Here is a 19,987-nt window from a genome sequence, read left to right as displayed (position 1 = left end):
TGATTTCGACCACGGTATGTCGCAGGATGGGATCATGTATCGGGACCAACCGACTACGACAGCGCCCGTGCATATTGGCGACAACGTTTGGCTTGGCGCGAATGTGGTAGTGCTTAAAGGTGTAACCATTGGCGATAATGCGGTCATCGCTGCGAATAGTGTCGTTTCTAAAGATGTACCTGCGAATACGCTATTTCACGAAAAACGGGATCTAGTTTACAGAGAGCTTCGATAGGATGCTGGATTGGCTTTCAATTCACGATGTACGCTGATCCGATAAGGCAGTATTGATAATGGCTTAATTAGATTAAAGCGTGCTTACGGTCCGAGATCGCCCGAATGCTCCACGTGAGCCGGAACACCGTGGCGAAGTACGCCGACATGGAGGCTCCTGCAGGCGGCAGGGGCGGACTGGCCGCCCCTGTGGAACTCCCAGAGAATCCTCTCGCGCTCCTCCTTCGTATACATCGGACTTCCTCCTGGACCCAGATTGGGTCCGAGGTCCCAGCTTTCTCGAATTACCAATGGGAAACAAAGTCTCTGGCCATATCGTAGACTGCATCGTTCAGGTCGGGATATTCCTGGAGGACATCGTTGACCCAAGATGGACCGTGGGAATCAATAGAGGGAATGAAGCATTCTAATTCGCCAACAGGAACGATTTGAACGTTATGATGCGAAAGCGTATTGACTATTCGTTTACACGCTTTGTTCGCACCACCACTCAACGCATTAATGCCATGTCTTTTCATTTCGTCCCAGCGCGATTTGCTCTCGAGCAATTTTCGAATCTTCCCACAATTAGTCTTTGATAAAGTTGGGCCTTTGCATTGTTTGAAAACTTCATCTATTTCAGCCTTTAAGGAAGCCACGCTTAATCCCTCATCGCTTCCAAGCTCTTGGTTAATTGTTTCCCAATCCGATTTGATAGACTCCCAAACTACATTGTCCTGCAGAAGGACACTTTTAATATCGGTGGGATTTCGCAAGATGTCTGCATCGGCCACGACCGAATAATCGATATGTAATTTCGAAAGAAGGTCGACGTAAGTTTTAAACCGCCCCTTTCCACCTACGGGTAGGAACAGTGGAGTTGGTTCGCTAGCCCTTACGGTATCCCAAATAAGTTGATAGAACATACAATCGCTATCGCTTTCGCAGAGCACGGTTCTTTCATGGAACAGGGAGTAAATTAAGTCAGAATACTTTAACAGCGTATTCGACGTGATCTTTGAAATGTCATCCACATCCAGCAGGGCGAAATCATTCACATCATTGGCTCTTGTAATTCGTACTACTTGAATGCGGTCGGGACCAGACTCAAGCATTCCATTAAGCAGCTCTTTACTGTGAGTGCTAATAAACAGCTGGCGTCCCGAAGTTTCATTTGAAGCAATTAGAGATCCCATAAGCTTGGCTTGTGGCGGATGAAGAAACGATTCTGGCTCGTCAATAAACATTGAGGTGTATTGATTTGCGTATATAAATAACACGATACCGAGAAAGCTTCGCATGCCATCTCCCTGATGATGCGCAAGGGGATAGCTACTTAATGTTTCATACATGAAATCATTTATTTGAGGAACGGGCATATCTTTTGGCGCGACGGGCGTGCTTCCTAAACACAGGGGTATTTCACCACCATTAAAATAATTCGGTATCACTTCCAATGAAAAGGCGGAATGGAAAGCTGAAGACACTTTTTCCAAATAGGATGAGTCGCGGGCCAGCAGGGCGATGGGGCCTGTGGCTGGGTCTTTACGCGGGACGCTTTTTTGGGGAAAGCAGGCAGAAAGTCGTGTCTCCGTCGTTAAGAAGTGAAATAGCATTTCTTTAATAGACTTTGGGTAATAGCTGAATTTGCTGTAATTTCCCATGTCGTAATCTGAGATTCTAAACCCCATGCCTTCATAGCTTAAAAGGGGGTCATGTTTTTCGATCGCAATCTCATTCAGAAGCGATTTCACATCCTCGATACTGGGCTTTGTGAAATCAATTGAGGAAACTAAGTTGCAGTTGCTGTCGCCTGATAGATGGCAGTAGATATCGCGCAAGCAGGTTGTCTTTCCTGCATTATTTGGTCCAACGAACACAACGATCGAATCGTTGCGTAGCTTAAAGGTTTGACCATCAGCAAACGTCAGTTCTTTTATCGGGGCATCAAGTCGCATATAGCCTCACTCGCAACAGTTTCAACGCGGTGCCAATGTTGTCTGGAGAGATTCACGGTAAAGACTCCAACTAACATTCTATCTAATTAAAAATGATCGCCACCAGAGTACAGACGTTTCTGATCTAATGAGTTCATTATGGTCGTCTCCACTTCTTTCACCTGCCGGGCGCTCTACTTAGGTAGACTACGAGTTGTGCTCTGACAGTATGCTTTTCAGACTGCCGTTTGGCGAATAGTAATAGACCGCTGCACTTCTCAGAAGTGTCAGGGAGTACTATTACCTCAGGCGTTCACTGCCTGGTGCATGACGTTAACATCCGCTTGTTGACCTTTCAATTTGGTCGACTGTTTATTGGGGGTTATCATGCCCCTGCGGCGTTTCTCCGATTACCTTGATGTAGACATCTCGATGATGACCGTTCACTCCGCTAAGGGGCTCGAGTGGAATACCGTTTTCATTCCGGGCGTTACGCGCTTCGATTGGCTTGGAGTGATTTGCTCTCGGTGCGAAAGTGCTGGTATGTGCTCGCGTTCTGCGTATGGATGCCGGATCGTGGATGCGAAGAAAATACCAGACGGGCTTATTGAGGAAATGGGCCTGCTGTACGTCGGTGTCACTCGCGCCCGCAAAGCGGTATATGCCTCCGCTTCTATGCAGCGCAGGACAAATAACGGAAACTATCAGGTTGCCTGTCCCTCTTGCCCAACGTCTCTTCCGGGCATCGAACCCGTGAGCTGGACGGTCATGGACGGGGAGGGGTGATTAAATGTGCGGCGTAAGAGGTGGAGGTCGACGTTTAATCATGATGAGTTTTGTGGCGTAACTCGTACCCGGTTTGATAATGACGGGCAGTGGGGCAATAGGGGATCGCCCAACATGTTGGTCAAGCAAAATCTTTTGTTAATTTCGAACAGGTATTCGATATCTATGGGTTTTCGCCGTGTGCAAATACGTGGGACCTAGTTTGAATTTATGCTGGTCAGCGAAGCTGCCTCTAGGGTGGATTAGACGGCTCACTTATTGCTGTTGATTTATACTGCAAAAACTTTAATCGTATCTACCTGCTAAAACACAACATATTGTGTTCAGCTTCAAAAAACAATACAGGATATAGATTGCGTTTGCGGCTACAATTAATTTAACGTGAAACGTCGTTTCCCCACTACAACTTAATTGTTCGAAAGGAGCTGGATGGGATAGCTGTCAAAATCGAGGCCATGTTGATGGTCCACTAAGATTCTTTGGGGGCGCGTGCGCTTATAGATCAACAGCAGTATGCGCCCCCGTATGCTCAAATCATTTCCAAATAGCTTTTCTTCAAGAACCTGTCACTTGTGTGGCAGGGCGGGTTGGTCCGTAAAAAATTCGAGGGATGGCTCTTGGATTCTTGGAGGTGCGTAATTTTTGGCCAATAACTATCTAGATAATCTTCTTGGGAAAATCTCTGCGTACGATCTGTTCAATGTGCTCATTCCGGGCGCACTTGTAACATATTCCGTCAGCCAGATGCCGTTGGGCAGTTGTATTGACAGCTCCAACTGGCTGGCATTATTTGTACTGAGTTATGTCCTCGGTCTCATTGCGTCGCGGATTGGCTCTCTCTGTATTGAGCCGTTGGCCCGCAAGCTGAAACCGACCGAAAAGCGGGACTATTCTGCCTTTGCATATGCTCAGAAACGCGATCCAAAGGTCGAGCAGCTCGTAATGATTTCAAACATGTATCGCAGCCTGTCGGGGGCTGGTGTTCTGCTCGTCATTATCCTGCTTGCGTCATTGTTGCCGGAATCACATCGGCTTCCAGCGGCGCTGTGCTCTTTTATCGCCTTATTTGTCGCTTCCTGGGTCAAGCAAGAGCGGTATGTGGAAAAACGAATCAACTTCAATCTTGAGGAACGTGATAACCATGAGCGAGATTAAGTCTCTGTCCGTTGGTAACGGCGACATGTTTTATATCAATCACAACTCCGATAACTTCAGCATGATCGACTGCAATATCGCCGATGATCGTAAGTCGGAAATCCTTGATGAGGTCAAAAACCTCGCAGGGAAAAAGGATATCGTTCGTTTTATTAGTACGCATCCGGACCAAGATCATATTCAGGGCATTGAGTATCTTGATGAACTGGGGCTTATCCCGAATTTTTATTGTGTTGACAATAATGTCTCCAAGTCCACGGAGACCAAGAGCTTTAAAAAGTATAAAGAGCTAAAGAGCTCGTCGCGCGCTTACAAGATTAGCAAGGGGTGTAGGCGCAAATGGATGAACGTATCTGATGCGGAGAGCGGCTCTGCTGGGATTAGCGTCCTCTGGCCCGATGTGACAAACGAGACCTTCCAGAATGCTTTGCAGGATGCCGAAAGCTCGGATAATCCCAATAATATTAGCCCCGCGATTGTCTACTCGCTAGAGGAAGGGGTCCGTGCGCTTTGGCTTGGTGACATGGAGAATGACTACATGGTGGCGATCGAAGATGACATTGCGCTTTCGCCTGTGGACATTCTATTTGCGCCGCATCATGGACGGAAGTCCGGTCGCGTTCCTAAGACATGGCTAGATAAGTTGGAGCCTCGGTTGATCGTTGTGGGAGAGGCCCCGTCAGACGAGCTTGAGTATTACTCGAACTACAACACTCTGACGCAAAACAGCGCTGGCGACATTCTGTTCTGTTGCGAGACCGGCAAGACTCATGTTTACGTTGGATCTCCTTCTTACAGCGTCAATTTCTTGGGTGAAGACCTTAATGTTCCGCGAGCGAAGGGTGTGCTGCATTATTTGGGCTCTTTTGATTGCGGTGACCGTTAGTCCTGCTGTCGTCTCGTTCATTCGTGGCCTGCCCACGCTTTTACCCGACAGGCCTAGATGTGTCCTTTCATCTCATTGAGATGGTGTAGGATATTGTCCTGTGATACAAAAGCTCTACGGGAGCTTTAAGGGTGACGCTTTCGACAAGAGAGTGTTGCCCTTTTTTCATGAGTGTAATGATGTGTATTTAGGCGTTTTGTTAATAGGGTTACGCGGGATGCCCTGGAATGCCTCGGCGGTTGAGCTTAGATTTGAGGCACCGTAAAAGACGTTACCGTGCGGGGAATGTTATGTGCTGTCAACGATGTCGCTCTCTCGCACCGTGAACATGCGGAAAACGGCAAGAGCCAGCTGGCGTAGATACCCGTCCCGTACGCTAAAGACGCTTCCAATGAATCACCCTGCTCGCCGGGTAGATCATGGTGGGTCAACGGTCCTGCTGTGTGCGCTTCGTTTTTTGTCCGCGCCAGTGCTTACACTTTTGAAAAAACGGCACGAGGGCTTCTGTCACATATCTCATGCTGTAGACACATCGGCAAGTTCAGAGTTGAAGGCGAGGTGATTATGAAAGGTAGAAATCAGCACATTACGAAGCGTTCGGATGGCAATTGGCAGGTTAAGGGCGAAGGGGCATGTCGCGCTTCTTTCGTTACGACAACGCAGAGCGAGGCAATAAAGCTCGGTCGACGCATCTGCTCCAATCAAGAGTCGGAGTTGATCATCCATCGTCGTGACGGCAGAATCCGCGCAAGGGATTCCCATGGCCACGACCCCTTCCCACCGAGGGGATAAGGGGTCGGCTCCATGCCGACAACGGCCCGTTATATCGCGTCCGTTGTCGCTAAATGACTTCTTCATTGTGGCGAAATACGAGCTTGGGGCTATTTTACCTGAATTGGTTGTTTGGTCTCTTCAAAGGGTTGATTTGGGGGATTCGTGGTATTGGATTGACGGACCCCGAGTTCTCCCTTAAAGTAATCGTTGTGATGAGGCCTTGCGACGGTACGTCCGGCTTGGTCCGTGGGAACCGCCGAAAGGCGGTTTTCGCGTTTAAGGGGTCCTAATGGATAAACCATTTAAATCTATTGATGAGCAGATTGCTATTCTTGAAAGCCGTGGACTCGAATGCGATAACAATACTCGTTTAGTTTTGGAGCGCGAGGGATACTATCCGGTTATTAACGGTTACAAGGATTTATTTCTCGACCAGCGCGGAGATTCTTGCCACGAGCTATTCGTAAAAGGTACGAAGTTTTCTGATATATATCGTTTATTCGAATTTGACCGTTCATTGCGTCTGCTCATGTTTGAGTACTTTAACAAGGCGGAAGCGATTCTTAAAACTGTCTGTTCTTATCGTTTCGCAATGGCCCATAAAGATAGCCCGGAAGCATACCTGGATAGAAGATCTTACCGTGCTGATGCTGGTTATCGAAAAAAGATCGACACGCTCATTTGTGATTTCGAGAAGGTGCTATGTAGGTCTCAAAAATGGAAAAGCGATTATAAAAGGGACTATATTCGGCATTATGAGAATAATCACGATAATACGCCGGTATGGATTCTTATGAATTATTTGATGCTTGGTCAGGCATTCAAGTTCTACGAGTTTCAGCCAGAAAGCATGAGAAATTCCATTGCCAAGTCGTTTTCCGATCTCTATTCTGAGACCCATGAAGTCGATAAGCGCATCAGCCCACGTAGGCTAAGACTTGCATATGATCACATTAAAGATTTTCGAAATATCTGTGCGCATGACGAGCGTCTATTCTGCGCCAGGGTATCTCCGTCTCACGATGTCAATCTAGTAGGGGTTTTAAGCGATCTTGAGCTAGTGCTGACTGAGGATGACTATAAGATTTTACGCCGAAATATACTGCTTGATGCGCTTAAGTTGAGCGACGAGCTCAGCAACGATGCCAGCGCAAAAGTGCTTTTCGCTATGGGCGTTAACGATTTGCCGAGCGTGTTTCCTAAGGAAATATTGGGGTCGTAATCGACGCGAGCGATGAATTTACCCTACAAGTTGGATGCGCATGAGATCGCGCAGAGCAGGTAGTAAAGGGGTCGTTTCATAGCGGAGCCTCTCGGTGAGCAGCCAATAGGGTCCGAAGGCAGCTCCAGGCCAGCACTCCGCACATATTTTGTTGAGGTTTATTTTACGGGAACACCAGTCAACATCAGCGAGCTTTCTGGGGAATGTTGGGGAGGGGACGGATGGTGGGCCCGTTTTGGTCCCCGGCGGCGCTCTGACCCGTGCTGGGTTGACTATACGCGATGCGGCAGCTTCAACATGAGGCCGTCTTGCGCCTCTTCGAGACTTGTTACCGAGACCTTCCAGGAAAAGCCAGTGAGGCTGCTGCTCAGGTCAAGCTCTGCATGGGCGTATTCTTCGATTTTGTAGTCTTGGTTTTTCGCCGGGTTTCTTAATTGAAGGCATTTGATCCGGGGAGCGTAAAACAACAGTTTCAAATATTGTCGCTTCCTGTTCAATTTTGTCTATCTACAATTAATCGCAAGCGTATGACTTGAGGAGATTGTTTACAGGTGGAATCGGTCACTATTCTTTGGATTGTCTTTTATGTCTTTACCGGTTTGGTGAGCGTTCAGCTTGTCCGCTTTGCTGGGCCCTTGGCGATTGGAGGGCAATACACCGTCGAAGAACTGTACCCCTCCGATGAGTCGGGCAGGTTGAACGTTGCCTACCGAATTCTCGCTCCAACAATTTGTTGCCAGCTCCCCGTGTTTATTGTGGCTGCGATTTGCGATGCGTTTTCAGTTCCAGGTCCTTCGCTGCGATACATGCCCACCCTTTTCTATTGGTTGTTTCTTGGGGTAATCAAGCATGCAAGGGGTAAATTGCGGTACCGGACCCTTCCTTTCTCATTCGAGGCGTTCATGTCTCTTTTGCTGTCCGTCGCATTCGATCACTTTGTTATCGATGGCTATCTCGGAGGACAGGGGCTAGATGTGCTTGATACTTCGAGTATTGCCTTTGAGTTTGAGCTGGCATTATTTGGTGTTGTGACCTTTTGGATTTCCACCTTTTTTAAGCGTTATCAAATTAAGCGTAGCCGTGTGCGCTCATATGTCATTCCGTCATATGTTGTTCCGTCGTACTCCGTATTTAATTACTCTTCAATTGATACGGGCGAAGCCAGGCTATTCGCATACGAGCGTGAATATGGTGATCTTTTACCTCAGCGTTTTTCGAATGATCTCCTGTTGAGAAGTGTTTTCTTCGCAATTATGGCTATAGAGGATGGGAATCGTCCTGAGTTCATCCGAACGATCGAGCGTATGGCCGCTCATTTCCATTTGGCAAATACTACGGGGATAATGCAGCAGAAGAGCGAGACTCCTCTGTCTGATAGGGATAGCGTTAAACTCGCAATTCCCTATATTGAGAGCATGTGGGACCAGTTCCTTGTTGAATTCGGTCGTTCTGCTGAGGGATCCGGGGGAGACGGTCTGCGAATTTTCATGGGCTATTACACCTACGACTACTGGATGTTGTCGCGGACTATCCGCAATCACTTTGCGCCATTTTATGGGGACTATTGTGGAACGAGATTACTTAATGCTAATCACGTATTTTGCGATGTTCTGGAATTTGAGGAAAGGCAACGTTACGGATTGCTTCCAAAGACGGTTTCTGCGACTGGATCGATATGCGCCACTGAGCTTGGATGGCTTTCTGGAGAGTACTGTTATTGGTCCGATTACAATACGGTTGAATCCTGCCTGAATGAAAATGATGCCAATGGCGTTAAGCTGGTCAGCAAAAATGACGTGAATAAAACTCAGATAACCGAGATGACCTCAAGGCTTAAGGAGCAAGGTGTTTCCGTTCTTGAGGTCAAGTATGTGGCCGGCGCTTCGGTGACCATCGTGTGCATCGGCGATTCGTCTAAGATTCCGAGTACTGCCGGTAGTGACTGGATGTTTGTTGGCTAGTTGAATCATCTTTGCCTTTCACAAGCATAGGTTAACGACTAGAATACACTTAATTGCGGTGGAAGCCTTCGGGCGACACCTGAAGAGGGTTGATGCGTCGGCCCTCTTTTTTATTTAGATGTAAGATTCGGCTTGGCAAAACAAGGATCCCATTTGGGGAAAAGCAAATATCGGGCGGTTTTATGCTTCGGGACGCGCGGTTTAAGCGTGTTTTTCGGAAGTGCGAGGAAAAACCGAAAACCGCCGAGCACACCCCAATTTTTGGCAACAAAACCGCAGATCGCCGGACCTCGAAACCGGGGCCTGGTCGACAGATCTCGGATTTCCATCGCACTTCCGGAATCATTCACCGGAAGTATGCGGCTAATTTCGGAACCTTCGAGCACACCGCCCTTTTCATGAACAGAAGCCGCAGGTAGAAGCGTTGTCGCAATGCGGCGTGGTCGGCATGTCAAGAATTTGCCGCATACTTCTGGATTGAGTGCTCATTTAGCACTCTCGATGTCCCCACATCCTCTAAAAAAGTTCTTAAAACAGCCTTAAAGGCGTTCCAACTCGCGTTGACAGCGTAAAATACGCATGTTTGACTATGACTAAAGTGGATTTTAGGGGAGGGGTGCGCCATGGAGGTGCTGGTTGTTGGCAACACCGCATATGTTGACGATGACTTTTGTGCCAAGGCGTTCCCCGGCGACCATGTGCAGGTCGTAGCCGCGCAGGACGCGCGCCGCGACGAGTCGTCGCCCCAGGCCTCGTGGAAAGAGCTCCTCCAGCACTTGGAGCAGGCCTACGAGTTCGACCGCGTGGTCTACCTGTCTAATTACCTAACCCCGCATACCGATACCGTGGGCGATATCGAGCTGCTGCGCTCGGTCTTTCGTACGTGCGCGGGTCGCCGGATCCAGCTGTTGTATATAGCAGGTCCCGCGGGTGCCGAGGGTGCCGTCGATGCCGCGGGGCGAACGGGCAAGGGCATTATCGCGCACGCAGCCAACGACCTGTGCCGCTACTACGCTGCTCGCGAGGGCGTTCAGACTAAGATCCTGCGCGTGCCGTTCCTGTATACCGCGTCTGCCGCGCTGGAGGACCCGTTTTTGGTGCCGTTGTTCGACGCGTGCTCAACCGGATCGGCCGCTCTGCAGGGCGCGCAGGATGCGGCGTTTCCCCTGCTGTGTGCCGAGGAGCTTTCGGTGCTGGTACGCCGTATCTTCGACAGCTGGGATGGCAACTTTGAGACGCTTGACGTAGCCGATACCTTCCATCACACGGTGAGTGAGGTGGGCGAAGCCCTTCAGGCGCTGTTCCCAGGGCTCTCAGTTGCCTATGGCGAATCTGCCGGCTACGCCCTACCCGCCAGCGACGTCGCTCGCGCGCGCTATGGCTGGTTTCAGCGCTACGACTTGCTGCGCGATCTTTCGACCATTCAGGCGCGTTGGGATGCCGGTCGCGCGAAGAAGGTCAACCCCTTGCGTGCCGCCATCGACCGCATCCAGATGCGCTCGCTGCCCATCAAATGCCTGGAGACGGGCGTCTCCTGGGTTCTGTTCGAGGTGCTGGAGCATCTGTTCTCCCAATCGACCCAGCTCAACGTGCTCGATTATCGCCTGCTCTACGTTGTGTTGATCGGCACGCTGTATGGCTTGGACTTTGGCCTGGTTGCGGCGCTGCTGGCGTCGGTGGGTTTGGCCGCGAGTCACTTTACTCTGTACGGCTATACCTTCCAGGGCCTGTTCTACGAGCCGTCCAACTGGCTGCCGTTTATTGCGTACTTTGTTGTGGGTGCCGTGTGCGGCTATGTGCAGCTGCGCAACAGCGAAGCCATTAGGGCGGAGCGCGATCAAAACGAGCTCGTGCGCAACCGCAATACGTTCCTTACGCAGCTCTACCACGACGCGATCGAGGACAAGCGTGCGTACAGGCGCCAGATCGTGGGTCGCCACGACAGCTTTGGCAAGATCTTTGCCGTGACGCAGGAGCTCGACGTGCTCAACCCACGCGACATCTATCGCAAGTGCTGCGAGCTTCTGGGCGAGATCCTCGAGAACGATTCGGTGGCGATCTACCATGTTTCGGGCGGGGCATTTGCACGCCTGGTGGCGGCAAGTCCCGCGATTGCCGAAGATGCCGCACGTTCGCTCACGCTTGAGCAGCTTGCACCTCTTTTGAGCGACGGGGGTCGTTCGAACCTGTGGGTGAACCGCGAACTGATGCCGGGGCTTCCCATGTTTGGATATACGATCGAGCGCGATGGGGCACCCGCCGTGTTGATCTTTGTGCGTCGCGCGGCCGAAAACCAAATGACCCTCTATTACCAAAACCTGTTCCGCATCTTGTGTGGCCTGGTCGAAAGCGCGCTGGGCCGTGCCTTTGACTATGAGGCGGTGGCACAGGATAAACGCTGCGTTGACGGCACTTGCGTGCTCAAGCAGGCTGCCTTTGGCCAAGAGCTCGCGGCCGAGCAGGCGCTGGCAGATGGCAAGATGGGCAGCTTTTTGCTCCTGCGCGTGGTACCGGGCATGGAGTCTGTCGGCGAGCTGGCGGCCGCAATTGGGCCGGCAATCCGCGAGAGCGATGCGGCGGGCCTGGTCGATGGTGACATGCTCTACCTGCTTATGCGCCAGGCAAAGGCGTGCGATCTGCCCATTATCCGCGAGCGCCTGAGCGAAAAGCAGATTGCGGTGGAGCCCGTTGACGGCGAGGACATCGTGGCGCTGCTGCAGCACATCTCTTACACCGGTGACGGTGAGGGGGGTGCCGCTTGATCTCGCTTGTCGTTGCTGCCGTCTTGCTGCTGATTCATGCGCTGGTTTGCCTGATGCTGTGGACGCTCATGAAGTTGGGCCTGCTGCCGGTTCGCGGTCACATGCTGGCTGTGATTGTGCTGGTGCCGCTATGGGGCCCGTTGCTGGTGGTTCTGCTATCGGTCCGCGGTGCGTTGTTTGGCGAGGGGCTGAAAGAGTCTGCGCTGGAGTCGCTGCGCTTCAACGACGACCTGCATCGCAGCATCCTGGTGCACGAACGTGATGCCGATGCATGCGTAGTGCCGCTCGAGGAGGCGCTCATCGTCAACGACCCGGCAGACCGGCGCCGACTAATGCTCTCCATGCTCACCGAGGAGCCCGACGCGTACCTGGCGCAGCTGCAGGCGGCTAAGCTTAACGACGACGTTGAGGTGGCGCACTATGCCGCGACGGCGGTGGCGCAGATTTCTAAGGAGTCCGATCTTAAACTGCAGCAGCTGGAACGTGCTTTTAAGACCGACCCGAGCGCGCAAAACCTCAATGAATACTGCGATTTTCTTGGCGAGTACTTGGGCTCGGGCTTGGCCGAGGGGCGCGTGGCGCAGATTCAGCGCCAACAGTACGCGCGCCTGCTTGCGCGTCGCTGCGAGTGCGAGGACACCCTTGAGTTGCGCATTCGATACGCGACGGCGCTGGCCGATGTCGGACAGATCGACGAGGCGCAGGCCGTGACCGACCAGCTGGTGCTCGACGTGCCCGAGGAGCAGGAGGTTTGGATGCTTTGCCTGCGCCTGGCGGTGATGCGCCGCGACGGTGACGAGGTCCACCGCGTGATCGATGCGATTGACAAACAGCATGTATACTTGAGCGCCGCCAACCGCGAGGAACTGGCGTTTTGGCGCAACGGAGAGGAGGCCCGATGAGCGTGGTGCAGCATATCCGCGACCGTGCGGGCCATTTTCGCTGGATGGGGCTGCTTGTGGTGTGGGCGGTCTTTATTGCCATGGCGGCCGTGCTGCTGGTGGAGCGCGCCGGCGTACAGTACAGTGCGGGCCAGCATAAGCTGGGGATGCTGGCCGCCAACGATGCGGTGCCGGCTTCCTCGGCAATATTTGGCCAAAAGCCCACGTGCCTGGTCATTACCGATTCCGATCAAGCTGGCGTCGAGGACGTAAAGGAGCAGTTCGACCAGATTCTGCTCGACATGAAGATCGCGCACCGCGACGTGGACCTTGCCCTGGACGGCGCGGATGCCATTCCCTCGCTGACCTCCTACGATCGCGTGATTTTGCTCATGCCGTCGCTCGATGGGCTCGGTACGCACCTGAGCGACATTATAAGTTGGGTGAGTGCCGGCGGTTCGCTTATGCTCGCCATGCCGCCGGATAACTCGGGCTATCTGCAAGTGATTGCTTCCAAGCTTGGCATTGAATCTGCCGGATATGACTATGTAAAAGCCGAGAGCATTGTGCCGAGCGAGGACTTTATGCTGGGCGGGGGAGAGCGCTACGAGCTCTCGGACCCCTTTGATTCGTCGCTTTCGGTTTCGCTGCGCGAGACGGCTCGTGTGTGGGCTAAGACCGGCGATGCGGGCGCCCCGCTCATTTGGTCGAATGACTGCGGTGGCGGTCGCACCGTGGTGTGCAATATCGGTATCTATGACAAGGTCATGCGCGGTTTTTACGCCGCGGCGATCAGCCTGCTGGGCGATGCCACGGCCTACCCCGTCATCAACAGCGCCGTCTTCTATCTGGACGACTTTCCCAGCCCCGTGCCCTCGGGCGACGGCACCTATATCAAGCGCGACTACGGGCTTTCTATCGCCGACTTTTATGCCAAGGTCTGGTGGCCCGATCTTCAAAAGCTCGCGCAAAAATATGGCGTTCGCTTTACCGGCGTGATGATCGAAAACTACGAGGACGCGGTCAACCAGACCGAGCCCGCGCGCCAGGCCGATACCACGCAGTTCCGCTACTTTGGCGGCATGCTGCTGCAGATGGGCGGAGAGCTGGGTTTCCACGGCTACAACCATCAGCCGCTGGCGCTCTGGGATACCGACTATGGCACACTGTACGACTACAAGACGTGGAAGAACAAGGAGGCGCTCGTCGCATCGCTCAACGAGCTTATAGCCTTCCAGGACGAGGTACTGCCCAACGCGCACGGCTCGGTCTATGTGCCACCGTCGAATATCCTTTCGGCCCGTGCGCGCAAGCTTATCGGCACCGACGTTCCGCGCATTAAGACCATCGCCAGTACGTATTTTGAGGATGGCACCGACCTGCCGTACGTACAGGAGTTTGGCGTGGCGAGCGATGGCATTGTGGAGCAGCCACGTATTGTCTCGGGCGGCATGGTCGACGATTCCTATATGCGCCTGGCAGCCGTGTCCGAGCTAAACATGCACTATGTGAGCACGCATTTTATGCACCCGGACGACCTGCTCGATCCCGATCGCGGCGCCAAGGAGGGCTGGGAGGTCTACAAGGGCGGCCTGACCGACTACCTGGACTGGCTTAGCAAGTCTGCGCCCGACCTGCGGCGTCAGACCGGCTCGGAATGCTCGGGCGCCATCCAGCGCTTTTCGTCCGTGACGGTGAGCGTGGATACAAGTGCGGATGCCTGGACGCTCAGCCTGGGCAATTTCCACGACGAGGCGTGGCTCATGTTCCGCGCCAACAACGGTGAGCCAGGTGCAGTCACGGGTGGCGAGATTACGCATCTGATGGGCGACCTGTACCTGGTCAAAGCCACGGACAAGACGGTGACCATTGCACGCAAGGAGGGTGGCGACAAATGAGAATCTGCTTGGTACTCGAGGGTTGCTACCCCTATGTGCACGGCGGCGTGTCCACCTGGATGCACGGCTACATACAGGCCATGCCCGAGTACGAGTTTGTGCTGTGGGTGATTGGCGCGCATGCTGTTGACCGCGGCAAGTTTGTCTACGAGCTGCCCGGCAACGTGGTCGAGGTGCACGAGGTGTTTCTAGACGATGCCCTGCGCCTATCGGGCGAGCAAGAAGAGGCCGACTTTAACGCCCGCGAGCGCGAGGCGCTGCGCCGCCTGGTGTCGCTCTCCAATCCGGACTGGGACGTGCTATTCGATATCTTCCAGCGCCGTCGCGTGCATCCGCTCTCGTTTTTGCAGAGTCGCGCCTTTATGGATATCTTTCGCGACGTGTGCCTGGCCGAGTACCCATACACGCCCTTTGCCGATGCATTCCACACCATGCGCTCCATGCTGCTGCCCGTGCTCTACCTTCTGGGCAGCGAGGTGCCGGTGGCCGATGTGTACCACGCCATCTCGACCGGCTACGGTGGCCTGCTCGCCTGCCTGGGCTCAAGCGTTCACCATGCGCCGGTGCTGCTGACCGAGCATGGCATCTATACTCGCGAACGCGAGGAAGAGATCATTCGCGCTGACTGGGTGGTGCCGTCGTTTAAGGACCGCTGGATCCGCTTTTTCTACCTGCTTTCGGAGGAGATCTACCGTCGCGCCTTCCGCGTGACCAGTTTGTTCCATAACGCCCGTAAGACGCAGATCGACATGGGCTGCGATGCGGACAAGTGCCTGGTCATCCCCAACGGCATCCAGTTCGATCGCTTTAAGGACATTCCCTTAAAGCCCGATGACGGCTGGGTGGACATTGGCGCGGTGGTGCGCCTGGCGCCCATCAAGGACGTCAAGACCATGATCTATGCCTTCTTTGAGCTGCACGAGCGCCTGCCCCGCGTGCGCCTGCACATCATGGGTGGCGTGGATGACGAGGAGTACGGCGCCGAGTGTCACGCGCTGGTCGATACCCTGGGCGTGCGCGATCTGATCTTTACCGGGCGCGTCAACGTGGTTGAGTACATGGAAAAGCTTGAGTTTACCATTTTGACGAGCATCTCCGAGGGCCAGCCGCTCAGCGTGCTGGAGTCGCTTGCAGCGCGCCGTCCCTGCGTGACGACCGAGGTGGGCTGCTGCCGCGAGCTGCTCGAAGGCGCCCCGGGCGACGACTTTGGCGTGGCGGGTTTTGTGACGCCGCCTATGTATCGCAAGGGCTTGGCTGATGCCATGGAGCGCATGTGCGTGAGCCGGGCCCGTCGTATTGAGATGGGGGAGCGTGGCCAGCGTCGCGTTGCCACGTACTTTTTGCACGAGCAGATGCTCGCCAACTATCGCGCGCTGTACGACGAGACGGCGCAAGCGTTTGACCTGCCCAGAGAGGGGGAGTAGCCGGTGGCCGGAATCGGTTTTGAGCTCAAGCGCCTGTTTAAGCGCAAGGGTCTGTTTGCCACGATGCGCGCCTATGGCTACGCCGGCATTGTGTGTACGGGCCCCATGCTGCTGGGTGTGCTGCTGCAGGTGGGTATCTTGGTGCTGTGCGGTCTGTGGGGCGTGGGCCGCGCCAACCAGGACTTGCTGGTGTGCATGGTGACCTATACGCTGCTGGCGTCGCTTACGCTCACGAGCTTTTTCTCCATGCCGGTCACGCGCTTTTTGGCCGACATGCTCTTTGCCGAGCGCGACACAGAGATCCTGCCTTCGTTTTGGGGCTCCAATGCCATCATGCTCATTGCGGGCACGGTGCTCTACGGCATCTTTTTGCTGTTTTCGGGCGCCACGCTGCTGCAGGGGCTGCTGTGCCTGTGGCTGTTCAACATTATGATCGTCAACTGGAACGGCATGAGCTACCTCACGGCCATTAAGGACTACCGGGGTATTCTGTGCAGCTTTGCCGCGGCCATTGGCGTGGCGTGCCTGTGCGCCTTGGCCGCGCTGGCGCTGGGGCTGCCGCCCGTCTTGGGCCTGCTGGCCTCGATCGCCCTGGGCTACGGTGTGATGCTCGCCTGGGACGTGGTGCTGCTGTACCGGTATTTTCCTCAGAGCGATCGCAGCCCCTGGCTCTTTTTGCGCTGGCTCGACCAATTTATGCCGCTGGCGCTCACGGGCCTATTTACCAACCTGGGACTCTTTGCGCATCTGGTGATTATTTGGGCGGGGCCCATTGGCGTACAAGTCAAGGGCTTGTTTTATGGCGCGCCCTACCATGATGTGCCGGCGCTCATCGCGTTTTTGAGCATTCTGGTCACGACCGTCAACTTTGTGGTGTCGGTCGAGGTCAACTTCTATCCGCGCTACCGCGACTACTACAGCCTGTTTAACGACGGCGGCGTGGTGGGCGACATCGTGGTGGCCGAGGAGGAAATGCTTGCCACGCTCAACCGGGAGCTGCGGTTTTGCGCGCTCAAGCAGCTGTTTGTGACGGCAGCAGTCATCTCGCTCGAGACCACGGTGCTCTCGGCCCTGCCACTGGGCTTCAACAACCTGATGCACGGGTATTTTCGCACGCTGTGCGTGGGCTATGGCCTGTATGCTGTGGGCAACACGATTCTGCTGATCTTGCTGTACTTTACCGACTACAGGGGCGCCGTGCTTGCCTCCGGGCTGTTCGCGGGCGTGGCGGGGCTGGCGACCATCGTTTCGCTGTTCTTTCCGCAGCAGTTTTATGGCTTTGGCTTTTTGCTCGGCGCGGCGGTGTTTTTTGTTGTGGCGCTCGTGCGGCTCGATACCTATACCGCCAACTTGCCGTATCGTATTCTGAGCCAGCAGCCCATTGTGGCGACCGACAAAACGGGTCGTTTTACACAGCTGGGTCGCTTGCTCGACCGTGCCGAGCAGCGCTATGAGGAGCTGCGTCAAGAGGGCGAGCCGCATGGTGCGTTTGAGCGCACGGTGGTCCGTGTGTATCGCAATCGTTGGGGAGGTCCTGATGACCGATAGGATGATGTCTCGCCGTCGCCTTTTTGAGGCGGCTGCCGGTGCGCTGTTGCTTTCGGGCTGTTCGTCTCAGGACGAATCCTCGACAAAAAAGACTAAGAAGCAGGGCAAGATTAAAAAGGCCGATGCAGCTAGCGAGACCAAGCATCTTCGCGACAAGGATGAGCTGTACGAGGTCCACGACGACTCGGGTATCGTATGCATGTACCTGACGGTCTCTCGCGGCAACAGCTCCGAGAATACCGATCATAGCTGGGCCGAGATCAATACCTACTCGGTCTACGACTATGCCGACATGGGCGTGACGCGCTATCAGGTTATGGGCCTGCTGCAGCCTGGCGATGATAAGGGCCCCGTTGCCGGTGAGGTCGGTTATGGTGAAGAGGCTCCCAACGCTACCGTGCAAGTGCGCGGTCAGACGTCGAGTACCTATACGCAAAAGAACTACAAGGTGGAGCTCAAAAAGGGCAAGGGCACATGGCGTCAGCAGCGCGCGATTGCGCTTAACAAGCATATGGGCGAGGGCATGCGCTTTCGTAACAAGATGGCCTACGATCTGATTCGTGGCATTCCCCAGATGATGGGCCTGCGCACGCAGTTTGTGCACTTATGGGTGTGCGACCAGACCGAAAAATCTAACGACACCTTTGAGGACTACGGACTGTTTACGCAGGTCGAGCAGCTCAACAAGACGGCACTTAAGGCCCACGGTCTGGATAAGAGCGGGCATCTGTATAAGGTGAACAGCTTCGATTTCCATCGCTTCGAAGACACCATTAAGCTCGCCGATGACCCCGACTATAACCAGACGGCGTTTGAGGGCATGCTCGAGATTAAGGGCGACTCGGACCATACCAAGTTAATCGAGATGCTCGATGCGCTCAACGACGATACGCAAAAGATCGACGATGTGCTCGACACCTACTTCGATACCGAGAACCTGGTCTATTGGATGGCGTTTCAGATCTTGACGGGCAATTGCGACACGCAGAACCGTAACTGCTATCTGTACAGCCCGCTTAACTCCAAGGTCTGGTACATCCTGGATTGGGATAACGACGGCATGCTGCGCAAGCTCGAGTTGAGCCTGACGGGATTCTCGGATTATGCGAGCTGGGAGCGCGGCGTGAGCAACTACTGGGGCAACGTGCTGTTTAACCGCGCGTTGCGCAGCAAGTCGTTCCGCAGCGAACTCGATAGCGCCGTCAAGGACCTGCGCTCGTATTTGACCGAAGAGCGTCTGAGCAAGATGGTCGAGCATTATCGCGAGGTCACGGAGCCGCTCGTCTTTGCTGCGCCCGACCTGGAGAATCTGCCCGTGACGAAGGACGAATACGAGCAGATTGCCGCGGCGATTCCTTCCGAGATCGAGGAGAACTATAAGAGCTTTCGCGAGAGCTATAAAAAGCCCATGCCGTTCTACATTGGCGTGCCGCAGATCGATAACGGTAAGTTGCGCATCAACTGGGATGCTTCCTACGACTTTAAGGCGCGCGACATTCGCTATACCGTGGAGCTTGCGCGCGACTATGCCATAAGCGACGTGGTCTTTAAGGCCGAGGACGTGCTGCTGCCGGAGGTGACGTGCGATGCGCCCGATGCCGGCCAGTACTTTGCGCGCGTGCGCGCCACCAACTCCGACGGCTATACGCAAGATGCGTTTGACTACTATGTGACCGACGGCGGCAAACAGTACGGCATGAAGTGTTTTTACGTGCAAGACGGCGGTAGGGTCGTGGAGGACACGTATGAGGAGGGCTAGCGCGCTTCTCGAGCGCCTGGCGGCACCTCCCGTGCGCACCACGCAGGAGCGTTATCGCCATGAGCTCAAGTACCTCATCAACGTGGGCGAGCACGCTGCGCTGGCCTGCCGCATGGCGCCGGTGTTTAAGCTGGACAAGCATGCGCGGGCGGGCGGTTACACCATTCGCAGCCTGTACTTTGACGACTACTGCAACTCGGCCTACGAGGAAAAAGACGCCGGCATTCTCATGCGCAAAAAGTATCGCGTGCGCATCTATAACGGCAGCGACAAGGTGATTAAGCTCGAGCGCAAAAAGAAGTACGGCAGCTGGATCTATAAGGAGGACGCGCCGCTCACGCGCGGTGAGTTTGAGCAGATCCTGGCCGGCGATTACGACTTTTTGCTGAGGAGTCCCTATCCGCTCTGTCGCGAGTTCTACATCGAGTGCATCTGCAATATGATGCGCCCGCGTACCATCGTGGACTACGAGCGCGAGCCATGGGTGATGGACGAAGGCACCGTGCGCATCACGTTTGACATGAACGTGCGCGCGGCTGTGGGAAGTTTCGATATCTTTGACGCGACCCTGCCCGCGCTGCCCGTGCTGGAGCCCGGCAAGCTGGTGATGGAGGTTAAGTTTACCGAGTTTTGCCCGCAGCTGGTGCGCGATATGGTACCGCCGGGCGCGGCGGAGCTCACGGCTGTCTCCAAGTACTGCCTGTGCTACGAAAAGACCGCCTACTTGCGCGGCTTTAACTACTGGGAATCGGATTATGAGAACCGAGGGGATATTTAGACC

General features: G+C 54.3%; 14 protein-coding genes and 1 pseudogene. 14 read left to right on the top strand and 1 reads right to left on the bottom strand.

All coding sequences use genetic code 11. The features are described from left to right. Window positions 1-73: 73 nt before the first annotated feature. Window positions 74-181: pseudogene (locus tag ABHT90_RS09995) on the top strand (DapH/DapD/GlmU-related protein); the annotation flags it as partial. A gap of 337 nt (window positions 182-518) precedes the next feature. Here the strand turns inward: ABHT90_RS09995 and ABHT90_RS05045 are convergent. Further along, window positions 519-2,171 (bottom strand): ATP-dependent nuclease, encoded by a 1,653-nt coding sequence (locus ABHT90_RS05045; RefSeq protein WP_346981816.1) that lies wholly within the window; start codon window positions 2,169-2,171, stop codon window positions 519-521. Between the two features lie 366 nt (window positions 2,172-2,537). Here ABHT90_RS05045 and ABHT90_RS09990 point away from each other — a divergent pair, with 366 nt between their 5' ends. The 13 genes from ABHT90_RS09990 to ABHT90_RS04985 all read left to right on the top strand — a co-directional run bounded on the left by ABHT90_RS09990 (window position 2,538) and on the right by ABHT90_RS04985 (window position 19,984). Further along, window positions 2,538-2,936 (top strand): 3'-5' exonuclease, encoded by a 399-nt coding sequence (locus tag ABHT90_RS09990; protein ID WP_430393365.1) that lies wholly within the window; start codon window positions 2,538-2,540, stop codon window positions 2,934-2,936. A 642-nt stretch (window positions 2,937-3,578) separates the two neighbouring features. After that, the gene (locus tag ABHT90_RS05040) at window positions 3,579-4,091 is read left to right on the top strand and encodes a hypothetical protein (protein ID WP_346981815.1); all 513 of its coding nucleotides are present in this window, start codon (window positions 3,579-3,581) and stop codon (window positions 4,089-4,091) included. Next, window positions 4,078-4,977, top strand: coding sequence for a ComEC/Rec2 family competence protein (locus ABHT90_RS05035; RefSeq protein ID WP_346981814.1), 900 nt, complete (start codon window positions 4,078-4,080; stop codon window positions 4,975-4,977). The genes ABHT90_RS05040 and ABHT90_RS05035 overlap by 14 nt, the downstream gene beginning before the upstream one ends. Window positions 4,978-5,541: 564 nt before the next feature. Continuing rightward, on the top strand, window positions 5,542-5,769 hold the full coding sequence (locus ABHT90_RS05030; protein WP_117776308.1) for a DUF2188 domain-containing protein: 228 nt from the start codon (window positions 5,542-5,544) through the stop codon (window positions 5,767-5,769). Between the two features lie 271 nt (window positions 5,770-6,040). Beyond that, entirely contained in the window at window positions 6,041-6,973 is a 933-nt protein-coding gene (locus ABHT90_RS05025; RefSeq protein WP_117779136.1) for an Abi family protein, read from the top strand. A 551-nt stretch (window positions 6,974-7,524) separates the two neighbouring features. Next, window positions 7,525-8,934, top strand: coding sequence for a hypothetical protein (locus ABHT90_RS05020; RefSeq protein WP_346981813.1), 1,410 nt, complete (start codon window positions 7,525-7,527; stop codon window positions 8,932-8,934). A gap of 623 nt (window positions 8,935-9,557) precedes the next feature. Then, window positions 9,558-11,696, top strand: coding sequence for a hypothetical protein (locus ABHT90_RS05015; protein ID WP_346981812.1), 2,139 nt, complete (start codon window positions 9,558-9,560; stop codon window positions 11,694-11,696). After that, entirely contained in the window at window positions 11,693-12,598 is a 906-nt protein-coding gene (locus tag ABHT90_RS05010) for a hypothetical protein (RefSeq protein WP_271807262.1), read from the top strand. Before ABHT90_RS05015 ends, ABHT90_RS05010 begins: the two co-directional genes overlap by 4 nt. Then, window positions 12,595-14,475, top strand: a complete 1,881-nt coding sequence (locus ABHT90_RS05005; protein WP_346981811.1) for a DUF2194 domain-containing protein — start codon at window positions 12,595-12,597, stop codon at window positions 14,473-14,475. The genes ABHT90_RS05010 and ABHT90_RS05005 overlap by 4 nt, the downstream gene beginning before the upstream one ends. After that, window positions 14,472-15,899, top strand: a complete 1,428-nt coding sequence (gene pelF, locus ABHT90_RS05000; protein ID WP_346981810.1) for a GT4 family glycosyltransferase PelF — start codon at window positions 14,472-14,474, stop codon at window positions 15,897-15,899. Before ABHT90_RS05005 ends, pelF begins: the two co-directional genes overlap by 4 nt. A 3-nt stretch (window positions 15,900-15,902) precedes the next feature. Next, window positions 15,903-17,447 carry an exopolysaccharide Pel transporter PelG gene (gene pelG, locus ABHT90_RS04995; RefSeq protein ID WP_346981809.1) on the top strand — a complete coding sequence of 515 codons (1,545 nt, stop codon included), beginning with the start codon at window positions 15,903-15,905 and terminating at the stop codon, window positions 17,445-17,447. Continuing rightward, window positions 17,437-19,206: a CotH kinase family protein gene (locus ABHT90_RS04990; protein WP_346981808.1), complete on the top strand. Its 1,770-nt coding sequence runs from the start codon at window positions 17,437-17,439 to the stop codon at window positions 19,204-19,206. The genes pelG and ABHT90_RS04990 overlap by 11 nt, the downstream gene beginning before the upstream one ends. Next, window positions 19,193-19,984, top strand: a complete 792-nt coding sequence (locus tag ABHT90_RS04985; protein ID WP_346981807.1) for a polyphosphate polymerase domain-containing protein — start codon at window positions 19,193-19,195, stop codon at window positions 19,982-19,984. Before ABHT90_RS04990 ends, ABHT90_RS04985 begins: the two co-directional genes overlap by 14 nt. The last annotated feature ends 3 nt before the right edge of the window (window positions 19,985-19,987 follow it).

This window comes from Collinsella aerofaciens, from assembly GCF_039758815.1.
Lineage (GTDB): Bacteria > Actinomycetota > Coriobacteriia > Coriobacteriales > Coriobacteriaceae > Collinsella > Collinsella aerofaciens_BP.
This window is presented reverse-complemented; position numbering and strand designations above follow the sequence as displayed.

Coding starts and splice junctions, on each gene's coding strand:
- ABHT90_RS05045 (WP_346981816.1), bottom strand. CDS start 2,171: ATGCGACTTGATGCCCCGATAAAAGAACTGACGTTTGCTGATGGTCAA.
- ABHT90_RS09990 (WP_430393365.1), top strand. CDS start 2,538: ATGCCCCTGCGGCGTTTCTCCGATTACCTTGATGTAGACATCTCGATG.
- ABHT90_RS05035 (WP_346981814.1), top strand. CDS start 4,078: ATGAGCGAGATTAAGTCTCTGTCCGTTGGTAACGGCGACATGTTTTAT.
- ABHT90_RS05030 (WP_117776308.1), top strand. CDS start 5,542: ATGAAAGGTAGAAATCAGCACATTACGAAGCGTTCGGATGGCAATTGG.
- ABHT90_RS05025 (WP_117779136.1), top strand. CDS start 6,041: ATGGATAAACCATTTAAATCTATTGATGAGCAGATTGCTATTCTTGAA.
- ABHT90_RS05015 (WP_346981812.1), top strand. CDS start 9,558: ATGGAGGTGCTGGTTGTTGGCAACACCGCATATGTTGACGATGACTTT.
- ABHT90_RS05005 (WP_346981811.1), top strand. CDS start 12,595: ATGAGCGTGGTGCAGCATATCCGCGACCGTGCGGGCCATTTTCGCTGG.
- pelF (WP_346981810.1), top strand. CDS start 14,472: ATGAGAATCTGCTTGGTACTCGAGGGTTGCTACCCCTATGTGCACGGC.
- ABHT90_RS04990 (WP_346981808.1), top strand. CDS start 17,437: ATGACCGATAGGATGATGTCTCGCCGTCGCCTTTTTGAGGCGGCTGCC.
- ABHT90_RS04985 (WP_346981807.1), top strand. CDS start 19,193: ATGAGGAGGGCTAGCGCGCTTCTCGAGCGCCTGGCGGCACCTCCCGTG.